Annotated in this window: 9 protein-coding genes, 1 rRNA gene and 1 pseudogene; 5 read left to right on the top strand and 6 right to left on the bottom strand. The window is 61.3% G+C overall.

Annotation, left to right across the window (positions count from 1 at the left end; all coding sequences use genetic code 11):
* Positions 1-47: 47 nt before the first annotated feature.
* The 3 genes from ITX55_RS05510 to ITX55_RS05500 form a co-directional block, all read right to left on the bottom strand.
* Positions 48-1280, bottom strand: a complete 1233-nt coding sequence (locus tag ITX55_RS05510; protein ID WP_069100932.1) for a YncE family protein — start codon at positions 1278-1280, stop codon at positions 48-50.
* 47 nt (positions 1281-1327) lie between these two features.
* Positions 1328-4237, bottom strand: coding sequence for a condensation domain-containing protein (locus tag ITX55_RS05505; RefSeq protein ID WP_147839151.1), 2910 nt, complete (start codon positions 4235-4237; stop codon positions 1328-1330).
* A 78-nt stretch (positions 4238-4315) separates the two neighbouring features.
* Entirely contained in the window at positions 4316-6409 is a 2094-nt protein-coding gene (locus tag ITX55_RS05500; RefSeq protein WP_033641581.1) for a TonB-dependent receptor, read from the bottom strand.
* Between the two features lie 535 nt (positions 6410-6944).
* Here ITX55_RS05500 and ITX55_RS05495 point away from each other — a divergent pair.
* Together ITX55_RS05495 and ITX55_RS05490 are read left to right on the top strand one after the other, a co-directional pair.
* Positions 6945-8555, top strand: coding sequence for a condensation domain-containing protein (locus tag ITX55_RS05495; RefSeq protein WP_197756233.1), 1611 nt, complete (start codon positions 6945-6947; stop codon positions 8553-8555).
* 64 nt (positions 8556-8619) lie between these two features.
* Positions 8620-11715 (top strand): amino acid adenylation domain-containing protein, encoded by a 3096-nt coding sequence (locus tag ITX55_RS05490; protein ID WP_197756232.1) that lies wholly within the window; start codon positions 8620-8622, stop codon positions 11713-11715.
* Between the two features lie 42 nt (positions 11716-11757).
* On the opposite strand, the gene ITX55_RS05485 is transcribed toward ITX55_RS05490, so the two are convergent.
* Together ITX55_RS05485 and gltP are read right to left on the bottom strand one after the other, a co-directional pair.
* Positions 11758-13101, bottom strand: coding sequence for a condensation domain-containing protein (locus tag ITX55_RS05485; protein WP_108680060.1), 1344 nt, complete (start codon positions 13099-13101; stop codon positions 11758-11760).
* 275 nt (positions 13102-13376) lie between these two features.
* Positions 13377-14693, bottom strand: a complete 1317-nt coding sequence (gltP, locus tag ITX55_RS05480) for a glutamate/aspartate:proton symporter GltP (protein WP_033641576.1) — start codon at positions 14691-14693, stop codon at positions 13377-13379.
* A 901-nt stretch (positions 14694-15594) separates the two neighbouring features.
* On the opposite strand from gltP, the pseudogene acs reads away from it, so the two are divergent.
* From acs to actP, 3 genes and pseudogenes are all read left to right on the top strand, one after another.
* A pseudogene (gene acs / locus ITX55_RS05475) lies at positions 15595-17552 on the top strand (acetate--CoA ligase).
* A gap of 91 nt (positions 17553-17643) precedes the next feature.
* Positions 17644-17955: a DUF485 domain-containing protein gene (locus tag ITX55_RS05470; protein ID WP_004930047.1), complete on the top strand. Its 312-nt coding sequence runs from the start codon at positions 17644-17646 to the stop codon at positions 17953-17955.
* Positions 17952-19604, top strand: a complete 1653-nt coding sequence (actP, locus tag ITX55_RS05465; protein WP_047025047.1) for a cation/acetate symporter ActP — start codon at positions 17952-17954, stop codon at positions 19602-19604. The genes ITX55_RS05470 and actP overlap by 4 nt, the downstream gene beginning before the upstream one ends.
* Positions 19605-19791: 187 nt before the next feature.
* Here actP and rrf read toward each other — a convergent pair.
* A 5S ribosomal RNA gene (gene rrf / locus ITX55_RS05460) occupies positions 19792-19905 on the bottom strand; the annotation flags it as partial.

Here is a 19905-nt window from a genome sequence, read left to right as displayed (position 1 = left end):
CCACGAGAAAGGGCGCCGCGGCGCCCTTTTTTTATCTTTCCATTCAGTTATTTGGTGTGTAGCTGAATGCGCACCACGCTTTCGGCTTTGCCGGCCTTGGTGGCAGCGCCGTCGTTTTTCACCGTTACGAACAGCGCATCGCCTTTCGGATCCAACGCCAGGCTGTTAGGGTGCGGCGGCAGGTCTACGGTTTGCAGGCGCTTGAGGGTCTTGGCGTCGAACACCGTCAGCGTCCCGGCGCCGTGATCCACGCGCACGCCCTTGCGGTTGGCGACATACAGCCGCTGGCTGCGCTCGTCGAGCAGCAGACCGATTGGCACTTCATCCGTCAGTTCGCTGGCCAGCACCTTGCCGCTGTCCGCATCCAGCGCAAACACCCGGTGGCCGCTGCTGCGCTTCACGTAGTCGCGCCCCAGATGATGGTTGCGGTAGTCGTCGCGGTCGATGCCCTGATCGACGCCCAACAGGCGGTTGCTCGCCGGGTCATACACCAGGTTCAGCAACTGATCGGCCTGCACTTCGTGCGTGGCGGCGATCGCCAGCGTGTCGGCGTTCAGGGTGATCACCTGCCCCTGCATATTGGAGACGAACACCCTGCGGCCCTTCTCATCCAGCGTGATGCCCACCGCGTTGTAGCCGAAGCCCGGGATCACTTTCTCCAGCTTGCCGGCCTTGGTATCGACCACGTACAGCACGCTGTCGACGCCGAAGCCCAGCCCCGGCAGGAACAGGCGGCCGCTTTGCGCGTCATATTTAATCTCGCGGATGCGGTACAGGTAGTCCTCGGTGATCTTGAACTTCTTCAGCTCCGCCAGCAGGAAATCCAGGCGCTTGCCGCTGATGCCCGCCTGTTTGTAAGCCTGCTCCAGCACCGCTTTATCCAGCAGCTTGATGCTGCCTAGCGCATGGTTGGTGGTGGTGTCCACCACCCCGACTTCGCCGTTGAAGGCCTGCGTCAGGTACAAACGATTGCCCGCATCGTTCAGCGCCACGCCGAAGCCTTTCACCTTCAGCGGGATCTCCGCCTTGATCGCCAGGGTGTTGGGATCCAGCCGCAGCACGCGGGAGCGCGCTTCTTCCTTCCAGTCCGGCGCACTGACGAACAGCGCCTGCTGCGAGGTGCTGTAGGCCATCTCCACCACCGCCGACGACAGCGCCTGGCGCTTGATGTCCTGCGGTTTGATGCCGGCATCGTCCGCCTGCGCGGCGCCGGCGACCACCAGAGAGGCCGCCACCAGCAGCGACAGTAACGCGCGCGGGGTTGCTAGGGTTCCAGACATCCTTTTATCTCCTTGAAAATCATGCTTTCGGTTAGAGTGAAACAACGTCATGCCTGCGGCCCGGGCGGCAGCGCCGCCAGAGCGATATCGCCAGCGATGTGCTGCGCAAACTGGGTAAAGACGTGCTGAACGCCGTCGGCGATCAGAGTGGCCTGCTCCCTGCTGTAGTGATCCTGGCGATAGGTCATCATCACCCGCAGGGATTTCTTCCCGGCCAGTTCGTCTTCCATCACCTCAAACTGCAGGCCGAGCAGCGATTCGGCTTTCTCCGGCTCCACCTGACGGTAGGCGATCGCACGGCCGTCCTGCAGCCGGAACTCGCCGTTCAGCTTGATGCGGCTGTGGATCTGGATGAACACTTCGAACATGTGGTTTTTGCGGTCGGCATCCACGCCGAACAGCCCTTCTTCCACTAGGTCGATCGGAATGTCGGTGTATGGCAGCGAGCCATTGATGGTGTTTTTCACCTGACTGACCAACCCGGCGACCGTCAGCCCTTCGTCGAAGCGCACGCGGTGCACCACCACGGTGGTGAAGTAGCCGACGGTATCGAAGAACTCGGCGTCGTTACGGCCGGAGGTCGAGGTGCCCACCAGCAGATCCGCCGGGCCGCCCAGCAGGCGCAGCGCCGAGGTAATCCCGGCATACACTACGTTAAACAACGAAGCGTTGTTGCGGCGAGCGAGCTGATACAGGCCTTCCGCCACGGCGGGATCGACCTCGAACTCCAGCCAGCCGCCGTTGACGTCCGCCGGCGCCGGCACCGCCGGATGGGTGGACGGTTCTTGCCGGAAGATCGGCTGGCCGACCGGCGCGCCGCGCAGCGCGTCGAGCCAGTAATCCAGATGTTGCTGCTGCACCCCGGAGGCCCGCTGCTGCCGGGCGAAGGTGTGGAACTGCGGCGGCTGTCCGCTCCACTGCGGCGCCTGGCCGACGACGCGATGGCGATAGGCGACGCCCAGCTCATCCATCATCAGGTTGAGCGACCATTCATCCAATACCACGTGGTGGAACAGCAGCGACAGCAGCTGCTGGCCGTTGTCCGCATCGCGCAGCAGCGTGACGCGCAGCGGCAGCTCGGCGGCCAGATCGAAACGGTGCTGGCCGGCGTTGGCTAACAGGGCGGCGGCGTTGCCCGCCGGCGTTTCCTGAGAGAAGCGGAACCATTGGTAATCCGACAGTTCGGCGGCCGGCACCACCACCTGCACCACCTCCCCCTGCTGCTCGACGAAGCGTGAACGCAGCACGGTATGGCGAGTCATGACGTCGATAAACGCCTGACGCAGCGCCGTTTCATCCACCTCATCGAAGAAACGCAGGGAGAACGGCAGGTTGAAGATCTCGTCATGACCAAAGGCTTCATACACCTTCCACAACGATTCCTGCGCCAACGACAGCGGCGCCTGCGCCCGATCATGATCGTCGGCGGTCGTCGGTGCGGCATTCGGCTGCGCGACGTTCAGGCGTTTGGCGTATCCCGCCAGCCCGCGCGCCGTCGGATGGCTGAACAGATCGTTAATGTTGATTTCGATCTGATGCAGGCTCAGCAAGCGGCCGATCACCCGGGTGGCGACCAGCGAATGGCCGCCGCGATCGAAGAAGTCTTCATCCAGGGTCATTTCCGGCGCCGCCAGCGCCTCACGGAACGCCTGCAAAATCAGTGGTGCAATGCTTTCGTCCGCGTCGCCGTTCGCCACCGACGCGGCCATCGCCGGGGAAACGGCCTCAGCCGCCGGCAATGCGACGGCAATCCGCTGCCCGGCCAGGAACGCGCTGAACTGCTCCAGCAGGAAAGGCGCCGCGTGCGGAGACAGACGCGGATCGGTGACCAGCTCCAGCGTCAGCATTTCCGCCTCGGGCGAGCTCAACAGCAGCGCCAGTTCAAACGGCGTATGCAGCGGCGGCAGCAACAGGCGTTCGGCGTGAACGCCTTCCAACCGCCACTCTGCAGCCAGATCGTCGCGCCAGGCCACCAGCAGTTGCGCCCGCTGCGGATCCGGCTGTTCAGCCACGGTCTGCGCCAGCAGCCGTTGCCCGGCATCGCCGTCGCCGTGACGTACGGTCAGGCGCATCAGCGGCGCTGCCGTCAGGCCCAGCTCCAGACCGACGCACTCCGCCGTTTCTGCCGCCGGCACGCACAGCTGCACCGCTTGCCCGCCGGCCTGCGCGGCGACGAACTCGGCAAAACGCGCAGCCACCGCCGCCAGCAAGGCCCGCGGCGTGTCGTTGGCGGGCAACAGCGAGCGCGCAATGCGCGTGACCACGCGTGCGCCCACCGGCGGCAACGCTTCAGCACGCTGCGCCGGGCTGCGGTAATCCTGCAGCGAGACCGCCTGGCGCGCCCAGGGCAGCTGTGGCTCCGGGATTTCCGGCAGCTCGACCGGCTCCGCCGCGAAAGGCAGAGGCATCGCATCTCCGTTATAGCGGGCGGACAACATCGCCGGCAGGTGGCGCCACGGCAGCGTTTCCGCCAGGATGTCATGCAAGACCACGCCCAACATTACGTCACCGCCCGGCGTGAGCAACAGCAAGAAGCGCAGCGGCGCTTCGCCTTCCAGTTCAAACGGCGCCGCCTGCGCCTGCAGCAGGCAATCCATGGCGTGTTGTTCATCCGCCACCTGACGCAGGCTCACCGGCAACGGCGCCGAATCGGCGGCGCGTTTAATCAGACCGTTTTCGTCATCAAAAACGTAATGCACGTTCACGCCCGGCGTTTCCCGTACCAGCGCCTGCAGCGCCGCCGTCAGTTGGGCGATATCCACCTCTCCCGTCAGGCGCCAGGCCAGCGCCCGCTGCCCGCGTGCGTCACCCTGCTGCAGATGGGCAAACCATGCCCGTTCTTCGGCTTCGCTTACCGGCCGCTCGCCGTTCGCCGCCCCCGCGCCCAGCGCCTGAAACGCGCTCTCCAGCCGCTGGGCCTCTTCATCGCTCAGAATGCTGTCAAAATCACCGATCACTGCGTTATCTCCTTTGCCCGGCCGTGCCGGGATAGCGCATAAAACGGGGGACATTCGTCCCCCGTCACCGCGATAGCGTTAGAAAGTCAGCTCAACCGCTGCGCCGACCAGGCGGCCTCGCTGGAGCGTCGCCGTGTAAATGTCATTGCTTCTGACCATCTCGCGGCGGTCGGAATCAAACAGGTTTTTCGCATACAGCGTGGCGCGACCGTAGTCGAAGGTGTAAGCCAGCTGGGCGTTGGCCGTCCAATAGGAGCCGATGCGCCCGCGCGAGTCGTTGTCGTATTGCGAATAGTAGGAGTCGGTAAACGCCACGTTGCTGCTCAGCTCCCACCCTTTCAGGAATTGATATTTGGCGCCCATGTTGGCGGTGTAAGCCGGCGCGCGCGCCAGCTCATGCCCTTCCACGCCGCTGCCTGAGAACTTCTTGATGTCGGTTTTCAACAGGCCGAGGTTGCCGAACAGTTCGAAATCCCAGCGCGGCTGCCAGGTGGCGCCGATTTCCGCGCCGTAGGTTTCCACCTTGTCGGCGTTGCGGATCACGCTGGAGTTCTCGCCCAGCGAGTACGGCAGCTGCATATCCTTGTAATCGTTGTAGAAGATGTTACCCGTCAGCACCACGTTGGCGTCTTTCAGGTGATGGCGGGTGTACAGCTCGTAGTTCCAGACATACTCGGAACCGTAGGTGTAGCTGACCACCGGCGTGCCGATCGTGATGCCGCCGCCGCCGGCGTTATAGCCACGTGCGATCTTGGCGCCGTAGGTTTGGGTATCCGTCGGTTTCCAGGCCACGTCCAGCTTCGGCAGGAACACGGTGTAGGTTTCATCGAAATCGATGCGCACCGCCTGGCTGCCGCCGTCGCGGCGACGGTGTTCGCGCTCCAGACGGCTGGCGGCGGTCACGTCCACCTGCGGCGTCAACGCATAGGTCAGCTCGGCGAACGCCGAATGGGTATCGGTTTTATCCTTGAAGGTCGAGCCGCCGAAGATGTTGACGAACTCATCCTGCGTGCCGTGGAAGTAACGCAGCCCCGCCAGCCCGTGCAGGCGGCTGTCCGCGCCGCCGAAGCGCACCACCGGCTCCACGTGAACTTCCTGACCGTCGATCTCGGCGTATTGGATGTTGTAAGCGGTCGGACGGTTGATGTTGAAATCGGTGTAGATAACGCGGTTTTCCAACGTCAGTGCGTCGGACTGCTCCCAGGCCAGATCCCAGATGGTGCTGTTCATGTTGCTTTTGAACACGGCGCGGCGCGGATCGTGGCGCGGGTTGGTCGGATGCGGCTGAGGGTTGAGGCTTTCGTTCTGCGGCGCGGTGCTGCCGAAGTGGTTGAAGGTCAGCTTGGTGGTCAGATCGCGCAGGCCGGCCGGGTTGAACAACAGCTTGGCGCGGGCGGTGGTGGCTTCCACTTCGCGCGGATCGCCCACCGGCGCATAGGCCGGCAGATCGGCTTCGCTGCGGCGGCGCTGGCGATCGACGCTGACGCGGAACGCCAGCTGATCTTCCACCAGCGGGCCGGACGCCATGGCCGCCAACTGTGAAGAGTGCTGGTTGCCGGCCCCGCCCTTGAAGGCGCTTTCCCACTCGAAGGTCGGATCCTTACTGGCCATGACGATGGCGCCGGCGATGGCGTTGCGCCCCTGGATGTAGCTTTGCGGGCCGAGGAACACTTCGACGCGATCCAGATCCCACAGCGACTGCGGACCGAACGCCTGTTCGTTATAAGTCAGCGAACGGCCGTCCAATGACAGATTGAGGCGCGGGCGGGTGCCGCTGAGGAAAGCGTTGGCGCCGACGTTCGGGCCGGAACCGTCGATGCCGCGCACGGTCGGCAGTTCGTTGCCGATGCCCAAATCCACCACGTTGGGGGTCATGCGCAGCAGATCGGGGATCTGCACCGCATCGGGCATCGAGGCGATGCGGTTGCTGTCGAACACCTGCACGCTGGAGCCGGTGTCGAAAATGGACCGTTTGATCTTCTCACCGGTGACCAGCAGCGTTTCCGCGTCCTGGTAGGTTTCGTTGCTCTTCGTTTCCGCCGCGTTGACGTTACCGATCGCCAGTGAACAAACCCCTAAAAATACGGAGGAAAATGCCCCAATGGCTTTCAACCCCGCCTTTTCCCCGTTTCCTACGCTTTCATGCCGTTGAGCCGCAAAATGCTTGCCCATAGATGTCTTCTCCTTTCATCCCAGAGGTGCACAAAATTTGATTTTTTTTTACACAACCTACATCGACACTCACACAGATCATGACGCTGCGGCCTTCCCGGCCTTGCTGTTGCTTATCCCTGCGGCAAACCCATGTCTTTCGCGGCCGAACGGGCGCGGCCCCGTCCACGGCCAAGCCGCCGGCGGAGCGGCCGGCAGCTTGTATAAAAACGTAAAATAATGTTAAGAATGATAATATTTTGCATTTTCTAATGCAAATCATTATCAATAAAGGTGTGAGGGCTGACAAGATAACTGCCAGAAACCCTTATACTTTCGCAGGAAAAACGAGCGCTGCAATAACAAGCAATCATTTCAATGCTAAGAATAATATAGATAAATTATTCACACCCAACGCCCTCTCTGCTCGGTATTGCTAAAATGCCTTATAGATAGCACCCGTGCGCCAAATGGATCAAATAATAATAATTTTCATTCCTATTAACATTTGGATATATTCTTGCAGTCTCGTTGGCTGAATCAAAATGGATACCCGATGAAAGCGTTAACCACGATGCAGGCCGCCTATTGGGTAGGCCGACAGTCCGCTCCCCCTCTGGGCGGCATGGCCGCCCACCTGTATGCGGAGTTCGACGGCGGCGAGCTGGATGCCGCTCGGCTCCGCCAGGCCGTAGAGATGTTGTACCTGCATCATCCGCTGCTGCGCCTGCGCATTACCGACGATGGCCGACAGACGATCGCGCCCCCCAGTCCCCGGCATACCTTGCATCTCGACGACTGGCGACACGCCGATGAAGCGACGCTGGCGGCCGCGCTCGCCGCCAAACGCCAGGCGAAAAGCACCCAGCTGCTGCCGCTGGAACAGGGCGTTCCCTGCGATATCAGCCTGAGCCTACTGCCGGAAGGGCGCAGCCGCTTGCACGTCGATCTCGACATGATCGCCGGCGATGCCATGAGCTTTCGCCTGCTGATGGAGGATCTGGCGGCGTTTTATCACCAGTGTCCGGCGGCGCCCTCCCATCACGCGCCGCCGGCCTACTTCGATCACCTCGAACGACGCAACGCCGACGAGGCGCTGCGCCAGCGGCGCGAACGCAGCCAGCGTTGGTGGCGTGCTCGCCTGGCGCAGGTGCCGCCGGCGCCGCGCCTGCTGCGCACGCCGGACCGCTGCCGCAGCGATCGTTTGGCCATCCAGTTGAATGCAGAAGAAAGCCGCGCGTTGGAGAGCGTGGCCAAGCGGCACCACACCTCCCTCTCGACGCTGTTTCTGGCGCTGTTCGCGCTGGCCGTCGGCCAGGGTTGGAACATGACGCGCTTCCGGCTCAACGTGCCGCTGTTCCACCGCGAGAGCGAACGGGAAGACGCGCATCGCCTCGTCGGCGACTTCTCTAATCTGGTATTGCTCGGCGTGGAATTGAACCCGACGGAAAACCTGAACGCCTTCTGCCAACGCCTGATGGCGCAGCTGGCGGAGCTGATCGAGCATGCGGATTATCCCGGCGTCAGCGTGATGCGCGATCTGTCACGCCTGCACGGCAGCCTGCAGCCTTCGCCGGTGGTATTTACCGCCGGTTTCGGCATCCGCGGCAAGACGCTGTTTTCCGAACGGGTCGCCGACACCTTCGGCCCTCTCGGCTGGGTCATCTCTCAGGGGCCGCAGGTCGCGCTGGATGCGCAGGTCGCCCACGTCGACGACGGCATTCTGATCAACTGGGACGTGCGGCTGGACGCGTTTCCCGAGCACGTGTTGCCACGCCTGCTGGCCTGTTACCGGGCGCTGCTGCACCTGGCCGCGCGGCAAGCGGGGGCGTTCGATCGCCCGCTGTCGCAACTGCTGGCGCAATGCACGCCCGACGCGCTGGCGCAGCAGGCGCCGGTGCGCCAGGTGTTGCACCGCCTGCTGGCACGGGTGGCTCCCGAGGCCGGCTTGCGCGACCACGACGATATCCACCGCTTGGCTCTGCCGGATGCTGGGGTGAACGCGCTGCTGACGGTGCTCAACAAATATCTGGCGGCGACGCTGACGGCGCAGGATCTGGCGGCGCATCCCTCCCCCGCGGCGCTGGCGGCGTTGATCTGCCAACGCTCGCCCGAGGCAGGACGACATGCGAAAACGCTGCTCGCCGCGCTGGCGCCGCAGCACTGAGATCGGTTTCCGGGCGCGCGACGTCCGGCACGTTTTAATCGGTTAGCGACTATAGGGAAGCACCATGGAGACACCATTAACCGCACTGCAGCAGGCCTATCTTCTCGGCCGCAGCGATCGATGGCCGCTCGGCGGCGTGGCGATGCACGACTTCCGCGAATACCGCGCCCGGCAGCGGGATGTGCCGCGCCTTGAAGCGCGCCTGGCCGAGCTGGTACAGCACTACCCGGCGTTGCGCACCTGCATCGATGTGCAGCGCGGCACGCAGCACGTGCGCCCGGAAATCACGCTGCATCTGGATCGCCACGACCTGCGCTCGCTGGATGACGAAGCGGCGCAGCGCCAGACGGAACAACTGCGCGAGCGTTACTCCCACCAGCGCCACGATCCGAGCCAACCGCTGTGGCGCATCGCCGTGATCCAACTTGCCGAACAGCAGGATCCGACGGGATCGCCGTACGATACGCTGATCTTTACCAGCTTTGATGCCTTGATCCTCGACGGCCAGGGGATCTCCGCCGTGATCGCGCGCCTGTTCGACGATCGCCCTCTGACGCCGACCGCCGCCGCGCTGCCGCCCCCTGCGGCATCGGCGGCACAACGCCAGGCCGATGCCGCCTATTGGCGCGAGAAGCTGCAGGATGTCACCACCCCGTCGGCGTTGCCGTGGCGCGCCCCGCTCGCCAATCTCACCGCATCACGCTATCGCCGCGCCACCCTGACGCTGCCGCACGACACGGTCAAACAACTCGGCCGCCTGGGATCGCCGCATGCGCTGCTGCGCAACAGCCTGCTCTCGGCGCTGATCCTCGATACGCTGGCCCACTGGACCACCGACGGGGAGCTGTGCGTCGGGGTGCCGGTGGCGTTCCCCGCCGCCGACGGCGCGCTGGGCAACGCCTCCAGCTTCGTGGCGGTGCGCTATTCGCGCTATGGCGAAGACTTTATCCAGCGCGCGCAAGCCTTGCAGGACGATGTGCTCGGCGCGCTCGATCACCTGGCGTTTTCCGGCGTCGATCTGGCGCGTCAGTTGCTCGGCCAAAGCCAGGGCGGCCCGGCGCTGCCGGTGATCCTGACCAACTGTTTGGGTTGGGAAACGCTGCCGGCCGAGGCGCCGGTGCGCTTCCACGATGGCCTGACCCAAACGCCGCAGGTCGCCATTGATATCCGTCTGACGCAGGACAGCGAAAAAAACCTGCAGCTGTGCGTGGATTACGCCGAGCAGGCGCTGCACGGCGAGCAGGTAGCGGCCATGCTGGCGGCCTTGCAGCGGCGCATCCTGCACAGTTGCCAACGCGCCGATCTGGCGATCGCCCCGCGAGATTTCATCGATCTGGCGCATTACCGCCACAACGACAGCGAAGCGAATTACGCGCCTTATCCTTATCTGGCGCAGCTGGCCGAGCGGCTGTTCGGCGCGCATAACGGCGGCAACGCGCTTATCTGTGGCGAGCAGACGCTGACCTATCGCGAGCTGGGCCAGCGGATCGCCACGGCGATCGCCAACCTGCAGAGCCGCGGCGTACAGCCGGGCAACGTGGTGGCGCTGTATTTGCCGCGCAGCCCGGAACAGATCATCTTCAGCCTCGCCTGCGCCCTACAGGGGGTGATCTGGGTGCCTATCGACATCAACTCGCCGCCGGAGCGCACCGCCTACCTGCTGGAGAACTGCCGGCCGACGCTGGTGGTGCACGGCGGCGATCTGGAGACGCCGATCGGCGTGACGCCGGCTACCCTGCTGACGCCGACAGATCGCGCGCCCGCGCTGCCGGATGAACAGGCGTTGGCGGAACGCAGCGCCAGCCAGGCCGCGAGCTATTACCTGTATACCTCTGGCACCACCGGCAAGCCCAAATGCGTGGTGCTCAACAACCGCGCCACCGCCAACGTCGTGCACCAAACCCAACAGCGCTGGAGCGTCACCGCCGACGACGTCTTTATTTCCGTGACGCCGCCGCACCATGACATGTCGATGTTCGATCTGTTCGGTTCGCTGTGCGCCGGCGCCACGCTGGTGCTGCCGGCGCCGCATCAGGAAAAAGACGCCATCAGTTGGAACCAGTTGGTGGAAAAACATCGGGTCAGCCTGTGGTGCTCGGTGCCCGCCATTCTGGAGATGCTGCTCACCTGTAAAACGGCCGACAGCCTGCGCTCGCTGCGCTTGGTGGCGCAGGGCGGCGACTACATCAAGCCGGCGACGGTGCAAACCCTGCGCACCTTGCGCCCGGATCTCACTCTGTTCTCACTCGGCGGGCCGACCGAAACCACCATCTGGAGCATCTGGCACCCGATCGCCCCGCAGGAGAGCGGCACCGTGCCTTACGGCCGCCCGCTGCCGGCCAACCGCTATTTCATCTGCCATGACGACGGCAGCCACTGCCCGGCCGGCGTGGTCGGCCGCATCCATACCGCCGGGGTCAACCTGGCGTTGGGCTATCTGGAGCAGGGGGAGCTGAAGCAGCACGACTTCGTCACCCTCGCAGGGCCGGACGGGCAGCCGCTGCGCGCTTTCCGTACCGGCGATCAGGGCTATTACCGTCCGGACGGCAACATCATGTTCGCCACCCGGGTGAACGGCTATGTGAAGATCCGCGGCGTGCGCGTCTCGCTGCCGGAAATCGAAGACGTGCTGCGCCGCCATCCGGCGATCCGGGATATGGTGGTCGTGGATTATCCCAGCGGAGAGAACAACGAGGCGGCGCTCGGCGCCCTGTATCTGACCCGCGACGGCAAGCCGCTGCCGCTGTCCGAGATCCGCGCCTTCGCCACCGGCTATCTGCCCTGTACCCATATTCCCACGCGCTTTATCCACGCCGAGGCGCTGCCGCTGTCTGCCAACGGCAAAACCGACCGCCATCGCATCCGCGCCGAACTGAGCCAGCGGCAAACCGCGCCGGCGCTGAACGCCTGCGCAGCCCCGCCGCCGAACGCGCCTTTGGCGCGCAGCGCAGAGATCCTGACCATCTATTGGCAGGCGATCGGCGTGACGCCGCGCCCGGAATGGGGAGAAGAGACGGCGTTTATCGCCATGGGGCTGAAGCTGCCGCATATCAAACAGGTGGCGGAGCGCCTCAATGACGCTTTCGGCACCCGGCTGGTGAGCAGTGCGCTCTTGCCGTGCAAGAATGCGCGCGAAGTGGCGGCGTTACTGACCAGCTGAAGCCACACCACTCGGGCGGGGATATCCCCTGCCCGCAGATTATCAGGCGGGCAATGCCGTCAGGGCCGCGAGCGGTTGCTCCCAGGCTTCCCGCTGCAGCGCGCGCAGCAGAAATTCTTGCAGCGCCTCGCCATAGTCCAGCGCATCCTCCGTCGGGAACTGTTCCAGATAAATATCGATATCCACCTGCAGATCGCGGGCGTCGGTGCGGCCGCGATACGTCAGGTTGAAACCGTCGCCCGAGCCGCCGGCCAATACGCGCCGGGCGCCGCGACAGCCGACAAAACGGGGCGCATCGAAGGGTTGCACGTTGATGAAGGGAGAAATAAAGAAGCGCGAGTTCGGATCCACGCCGCGATCGGCGGCCAGTTGGCGCAGACGATAGCCGGCGTGGCTGCGCAGCTCGCGCAGCTGCTGCGTCAGGGTGGTCAGAAAGCTCCCCAGCGTCTCCATTGGCGACGGCGATACCAGCAGCGGCAGGGTATTAACCGCCAGCGAAGGGACGTTGGTGGCGGCTTGCCCGCGGCGATTCATCGCCGGCATCCACATCGGCAACGCATCGCCCTGCCGGGCGTGGCGCGGCATGACCTGAAACAGCCAGGCCGCCGACAGCGCCACCAGCAAGTCGGGCCAATTGATGCCACTGCGTTCCGACTGCTGCGCCAGACGTTGCGCGACTTCTGTCGGCAACCGACGGTTGACGCTCAGGCGTCGCACGCCATACTCCCCGCCGCCCTTACGCACCGTCGGCAGCGCCTGCGACGGCGGCAGATAGGCCTGCCAAAAGCGCCGATCGCGCTCGCAGCGTTCAGAATCGACGTAGGCCAACTCGGCCTGTTGAAAGGGGGCGAAGGCACCCAAAGGGATGCCCGCGCTCCCCTGGCCGAGGTAGTGCGCATAGAGCGCGGCGCAGCGGTGTTCGATTAGCGCCATGCCGAAACCGTCGACCAGAATATGGTGCGCACGCACGTACCAGAGGTAACGCTCCGGTCCCAGCTTCAGCAGCCAGGCGGCGGCTAACGGTTCGCGGTGCAACGCCCGGTGCTGCGCGATATCCTCGTGCATCAGGCTTTGCGCCGCCTGCCAGGGATCGCGATGCGTTTGCAGATCGATACGTTGCAATGACGGTATGCGCTGTGGCTCGTGCCGTAGCGGCGGAGGATGGTCGCCACGCCGTTCGCCAAAGCGCAGGGCAAACGCCTGCGTCTCGGCGAGGGTGGCGGCGATCGCCCGGCAGAGCGCCGCTTCCTCTATTGCGCCGCACAGTTCGGTGCAATGGGCGACGGTGGATAAGGTCTGCCCAGGGTGCAAGGTGTATTCTTCCCAGAAATCAAGCTGCGCTGGCGCCAGCGGCAACCATTCAGAGGCCAAAGCGGTGTCCGACATGTTACCTACCTTTGATAAGCCTGAATAAAAGCGCCGAACGGGCGATACCCCGCCATTCAACGGCTTTTGTGTGTCTCCATACATCATCAAATGAAAATGATAATAACATCTATTATCATTTCCAATAATTTGGTAACACTTTAGATTCTGTTAAGCGGGGATGCAAGCGACGCAGTGGGGGCAGAGAAAAGAAAGTGGCAGGCTGAAAGGGCATAAAAACAAAACGCCCCGGGCACGGATGCCCGGGGCGTTTTTCATATCCCGCTAGCCGGTGATTAGCCTTGATTGGCCGGCTTCACCTTCTGCGCCAGGAACTCCGTTTCGTAGGCCAGCGCCTTCTTGCGATCGAACTGGTGCTCCCACTTGGCGATAACCAGTACCGCCAGCGCGTTGCCCACGACGTTCAGCGCGGTGCGCGCCATATCCAGGATACGGTCCACGCCGGCGATAAACGCCAGACCTTCCAGCGGAATGCCGACGCTGCCCAACGTCGCCAGCAGCACCACGAACGAGACGCCCGGCACGCCGGCGATCCCTTTCGAGGTCACCATCAGCGTCAGCACCAGCACGATCTCCTGCCCCAACGACAGCTCGATGCCGTACAGCTGGGCGATAAAGATGGCGGCGATGCTCTGGTACAGCGTCGAACCATCCAAATTAAAGGAGTAACCGGTCGGCACCACGAAACTGGTGATCGACTTGGGCGCGCCGTAAGCCTCCATCTTTTCGATGATGCGCGGCAGCACCGTTTCCGAACTGGCGGTGGAATAAGCCAGGATCAGTTCGTCTTTCAGGATGCGGATCAGCGTCCAGATGCGCAGGTTGCACAGCCGAGCGACCGCCCCCAGCACCACCAGGGCGAAGAACGCGATGGCGAAGTACACCAGCACCACCAGCTTGGCCAACGGCAGCAGCGAAGCGAAACCGAAGTTCGCCACCGTGACCGAAATCAGACCAAACACCCCGATCGGCGCATAGCGCATGATCATGTGGGTGACTTTGAACATGCTCTCGGACACGGCCTTGAAGACCTTCAGCAGCGGCTCTTTGGTCTCTTTCGGCAACGACGACAGCCCCAGACCAAACAGCACCGAGAAGAAGATAATCGGCAGCATGTCGCCCTTGGCCATCGACGAGAAGACGTTCGACGGGATCAGCGACAGAATGGTCGCCACCAGGCTGTGCGAACCGCTTTGCACCTGTTCGGTGGTTTTCTCATACTGCGAAATGTCCACCGTGGTCAGCGTCGACATATCGATGCCGTGACCCGGTTGGAAGACGTTGGCCAAGGTGAGCCCCACCACGATGGCGATCGTGGTGATCACTTCGAAGTAAATAATGGTTTTCAATCCGATGCGGCCCAGCTTTTTCGCATCCCCCACGCCGGCAATACCGACGATCAGCGTGGAAATAACGATCGGCACCACAATCATCTTAATCAGACGAATAAAGATATCACCCGCCGGGCTGAGAATATTGCTCACCAGCCACTCACGAGATTCGGTCTGGTTGTGCAATACCGCGCCAACAATAATACCCAGCACCAACGCGATCAGGATTTGCCAAGCCAGGCTAATTTTTACACTTTTCATACCCAAAAAGTCCTCAAAGACTCTTTGCGCCGTACAAAGTCGCAACACGGCGAAAAGAATACTTAATCATTTATTACAGGCTTATGTTAATTCAGTGGAAGCGTTCACCTGCCCTGGGTGCGACGCAGTATAAATCTGTATCATCCGGGCGGCATGCTCTGCAAGCCTTGATTTGTCAGGGTTGAGCGCTGAATCGAATCACAAAAAATTCGCGCAACTATTTCAAATGGCATAATTGCTTGTTATTAAAAACATAATTTTTCATATAATGAAGCACATAACCGCGCCAGCGACGTTTTTTTGAACGCGATTAAAATGCGTTATTTTTCGTCCATTCTGCATATTTAGTCCGCATTAAATGTTTATATTTTGTTACTCAAAAGTCAAATAAATGGGAATTGACCGAGTGACATTTTCACTCATAAATGCAGCGCCGTTTTATATTCCGATTAAAAATCGAACAATTCGGCATGATGAATGCCACACGGTATTTCCCGAGTTTTCATCAGGAATTAAGCGTTAATAGAACGTTATTTCACGATGTGCCGTCCATCGTTATATCGCGTTAATACCAACTTCGAATATTAATAGCGAAAAATAATCAAAAAAGATTTATAGCGCGAAATAATGTCGGTCTCTCCCCCCCTTATTAAGCGCGAGGCAAACACCCTCGCCTTTGTTTATTCTTTTTTGTTCTTTAGATAAGTGTTTTTGGCTAAAAAAGCGGGTTTATGATGATTTAAACGCCAAATAGATAGATACGTACTGCAAATGCGACAGAACTATTACAAATCAATATCTTTGTTGCGTGATCTGCCGCGCAAAAAAGAAACAAAGAATCGTAGCAAACTATACTTAACCTTCAGTTGACATATCATTAACAACTTCAAGGAGAAAAGCTATGAGCCAACTGCATAAACACGCTATTCCTTCTGCAATTGCAGAACGCGCCCTGATTAATCCGGCACAATACCAACAGTATTATCAACAGTCGGTTCAAGACCCAGAAGCTTTCTGGGGTGAGCATGGCAAAATCCTGGACTGGATCAAACCCTATACCAAAGTCAAAAACACCTCGTTCGATCCGGGCCACGTCAGCATCCGTTGGTTTGAAGACGGCACGTTGAACCTGGCGGCTAACTGCCTGGACCGTCATTTGGCCGAGCGCGGCGACCAGACCGCCATTATTTGGGAAGGCGATGACCCGACCCAATCCAAGAAAGTGACCTACAAACAGCTGCACCATGATGTCTGCCAATTCGCCAACGTGCTGAAAAAGCTCGGCGTGAAAAAAGGCGACGTGGTGGCTATCTATATGCCGATGGTGCCGGAAGCGGCGGTCGCGATGCTGGCCTGCGCCCGCATCGGCGCCGTACATTCGGTGATCTTCGGCGGCTTCTCGCCGGAAGCGGTCGCCGGACGCATTATCGACTCCAACGCCAAACTGGTGATCACCGCCGATGAAGGCCTGCGCGCCGGCCGCGCCGTGCCGCTGAAAAAGAACGTCGACGATGCGCTGAAAAACCCCGGCGTGGTCAGCGTGGCCAACGTCGTGGTGTTCCAGCGCACCGGCAAACCGGGTTACTGGCAGGAAGGGCGCGATCTGTGGTGGCATGAGCTGACCCAGGGCGTTTCCGCCGATTGCCCGCCGGAAGAAGTGAACGCCGAAGATCCGCTGTTTATCCTGTACACCTCCGGCTCGACCGGCAAGCCAAAAGGCGTGCTGCACACCACCGGCGGCTACCTGGTGTACGCCGCGATGACCTTTAAGTATGTGTTCGACTATCACGACGGCGACATTTACTGGTGCACGCCGACGTGGGCTGGGTCACCGGTCACAGCTATCTGCTGTACGGCCCGCTGGCCTGCGGCGCCACCACGCTGATGTTCGAAGGCGTACCTAACTATCCGGGCGTCAATCGTCTGTCGCAGGTGATAGACAAACACCAGGTCAACATTCTGTATACCGCGCCGACCGCCATTCGTGCCCTGATGGCCGAAGGCGACAAGGCGATCGAAGGCACCCGACGCGATTCGCTGCGCATCATGGGCTCGGTCGGCGAACCGATCAACCCGGAAGCCTGGGAGTGGTACTACAACAAGATAGGCAACGCCAAATGCCCGATCGTCGACACCTGGTGGCAAACCGAAACCGGCGGCTTCATGATTACCCCGCTGCCGGGTGCCACCGAGCTGAAGGCCGGTTCCGCCACGCGGCCTTTCTTCGGCGTACAGCCGGCGCTGGTCGATAATGTCGGCACGCCGCAGGAAGGCGCCTGCGAAGGCAACCTGGTGATCGTCGATTCCTGGCCGGGCCAGGCGCGCACCCTGTTCGGCGATCATGACCGCTTCGAGCAAACCTACTTCTCGACCTTCAAAGGCATGTATTTCAGCGGCGACGGCGCCCGCCGCGACGAGGACGGTTACTACTGGATCACCGGCCGCGTCGATGACGTGCTGAACGTCTCCGGCCACCGTTTGGGCACCGCCGAGATCGAGTCCGCGCTGGTATCTCACCCGAAAATCGCCGAAGCGGCGGTGGTCGGCATTCCTCATAACATCAAAGGCCAGGCGATCTACGCCTATATCACGCTGAACCACGGCGAAGAACCGACGCCGGAGCTCTATGCCGAAGTGCGCAACTGGGTGCGCAAAGAGATAGGGCCGATCGCCACGCCGGACGTGCTGCACTGGACAGACTCGCTGCCCAAAACGCGCTCCGGCAAGATCATGCGGCGTATCCTGCGCAAAATTGCCGCCGGCGACACCAGCAACCTGGGGGATACCTCCACGCTGGCGGATCCGGCTGTAGTCGACAAGCTGTTGGAAGAAAAACAATCAATGAAAGTGCCGTCATAATTTACGCCGCTTCAGGCCGCTCATTCGGATAACGCGCCGTTGAGCGGCCCTCGCGCGGCGTACTCTATCAATACCTACTGGAGACACTCTGATGAATGACACCATTTATCAAGGGATTGAAGAAAACCCGCGCTTTAAAGAGCTGGTGAGAAAACGCGGCCGGTTCGCCTGGCTGCTTTCGCTGATTACGCTGGCGCTGTACGTCGGCTTCATTTTGTTGATCGCCTTCGATCCCCAATGGCTCGGCACGCCGATCGCCGCCGGATCGACCATTACCCGCGGGATCCCGGTCGGCGTCGGGCTGATCGTGATCTCTTTCGTCTTGACCGGGATCTATGTGTTCCGCGCCAACGGCGAATTCGATCGCCTCACCGCAGAGATTCTGCGCGAGGTGAAACAATGAAGCGCTTATTGTCCGCCGCCGCGCTGCTGTTGCTGCCGGGCCTGGCCTACGCCGACGCCATTGGCGGCGAGGTGCATCGTCAGCCGCTGAACATCCAGGCGATCGTGATGTTTATCCTGTTTGTCGGTGCCACGCTCTACATCACCTATTGGGCCTCCAAACGCACCCGTTCCCGTCAGGACTACTACACCGCGGGCGGGCGCATCACCGGTCTGCAAAACGGGCTGGCGATCGCCGGCGACTTCATGTCCGCCGCCTCGTTCCTCGGCATCTCCGCACTGGTCTATACCTCGGGCTATGACGGCCTGATCTACTCCATCGGCTTCCTCATCGGCTGGCCGATCATTCTGTTCCTGATCGCGGAACGCCTGCGTAATCTCGGCCGCTATACCTTTGCCGATGTCGCCTCTTACCGTCTGCAGCAGAAACCGATCCGTACCCTCTCGGCCTGCGGCTCGTTGGTGGTGGTGGCGTTGTATCTGATCGCGCAGATGGTCGGCGCCGGCAAGCTGATCCAGCTGCTGTTCGGGCTCAACTACCATGTGGCGGTGATCCTGGTCGGTATCCTGATGGTGCTGTACGTGCTGTTCGGCGGCATGCTGGCCACCACCTGGGTGCAGATCATCAAAGCGGTGCTGCTGCTGGCCGGCGCCAGCTTTATGGCGCTGATGGTGATGAAGTCGGTTAACTTCGACTTCAATACCCTGTTCGCCGAAGCGGTGAAGGTGCATCCGAAAGGCATCGCCATCATGAGCCCCGGCGGGCTGGTGTCCGATCCGATTTCCGCGCTGTCGCTTGGCCTGGCGCTGATGTTCGGCACCGCCGGTCTGCCGCACATCTTGATGCGTTTCTTCACCGTGAGTGACGCCAAGGAAGCGCGCAAGAGCGTGTTCTACGCCACCGGCTTTATCGGTTACTTCTATATTCTGACCTTTATCATCGGCTTCGGCGCCATCTTGCTGGTCAGCGCCAATCCGGCGTTCAAAGATGCCACCGGCGCGTTGCTGGGCGGCACCAACATGGCGGCAGTGCATCTGGCCAATGCCGTTGGCGGCAACTTCTTCCTCGGCTTTATCTCGGCGGTGGCGTTCGCCACCATTCTGGCGGTGGTTGCGGGCCTGACGCTGGCCGGCGCCTCGGCCGTGTCCCACGATCTGTACGCCAGCGTGATTAAAAACGGCAAGGCGACCGAGCGCGATGAGCTGAAGGTCTCCAAGATCACCGTCGTGGTATTAGGCCTGGTCGCCATTGCCCTGGGGATTTTGTTCGAGAAGCAGAATATCGCCTTTATGGTCGGGCTGGCGTTCTCCATCGCCGCCAGCTGTAACTTCCCTATCATCATCCTGTCGATGTACTGGTCGCGTTTGACGACCCGCGGCGCGATGATTGGCGGCTGGTTAGGCCTGCTGACAGCGGTGATTCTGATGATCCTCGGCCCGACGATCTGGGTGCAGATCCTCGGCCATGAGAAACCGATTTACCCGTACGAATACCCGGCGCTGTTCTCGATGATCGTGGCCTTTGTCGGCACCTGGCTGTTCTCGATCACCGACAGCTCACTGGCCGGGCAGCAAGAGCGGGAACGCTTCCGGGCGCAGTTTGTTCGTTCGCAAACCGGGCTGGGCATTTCTCAGGGCAGCTCGCATTGACCGAATAATAAGTGAAAAAAGCAAACACACCCTAATCAAAGGCCCTTCGGGGCCTTTTCTCTGGCTCGCTGACGGAGAAAAAGGAGGGAAAGGAGGGGAAAGCAGCGCAGCGTAGCTGCGCTTTTTTGCGTTTTACGCACAGCAAAAAGCCCTGAACGTCAGTTCAGGGCTTTCGGCTTTGTTTGATGCCTGGCAGTGTCCTACTCTCGCATGGGGAGACCCCACACTACCATCGGCGCTACGGCGTTTCACTTCTGAGTTCGGCATGGGGTCAGGTGGGACCACCGCGCTATTGCCGCCA

The organism is Serratia sp. EWG9 (assembly GCF_019913725.1).
Lineage (GTDB): Bacteria > Pseudomonadota > Gammaproteobacteria > Enterobacterales > Enterobacteriaceae > Serratia > Serratia ureilytica.
The sequence above is the reverse complement of the archived record's forward strand: the minus strand, read 5'-3'. Positions and strand labels throughout refer to the sequence as shown.

Coding starts and splice junctions, on each gene's coding strand:
- ITX55_RS05510 (WP_069100932.1), bottom strand. CDS start 1,280: ATGTCTGGAACCCTAGCAACCCCGCGCGCGTTACTGTCGCTGCTGGTG.
- ITX55_RS05500 (WP_033641581.1), bottom strand. CDS start 6,409: ATGGGCAAGCATTTTGCGGCTCAACGGCATGAAAGCGTAGGAAACGGG.
- ITX55_RS05495 (WP_197756233.1), top strand. CDS start 6,945: ATGAAAGCGTTAACCACGATGCAGGCCGCCTATTGGGTAGGCCGACAG.
- ITX55_RS05490 (WP_197756232.1), top strand. CDS start 8,620: ATGGAGACACCATTAACCGCACTGCAGCAGGCCTATCTTCTCGGCCGC.
- ITX55_RS05485 (WP_108680060.1), bottom strand. CDS start 13,101: ATGTCGGACACCGCTTTGGCCTCTGAATGGTTGCCGCTGGCGCCAGCG.
- gltP (WP_033641576.1), bottom strand. CDS start 14,693: ATGAAAAGTGTAAAAATTAGCCTGGCTTGGCAAATCCTGATCGCGTTG.
- ITX55_RS05470 (WP_004930047.1), top strand. CDS start 17,644: ATGAATGACACCATTTATCAAGGGATTGAAGAAAACCCGCGCTTTAAA.
- actP (WP_047025047.1), top strand. CDS start 17,952: ATGAAGCGCTTATTGTCCGCCGCCGCGCTGCTGTTGCTGCCGGGCCTG.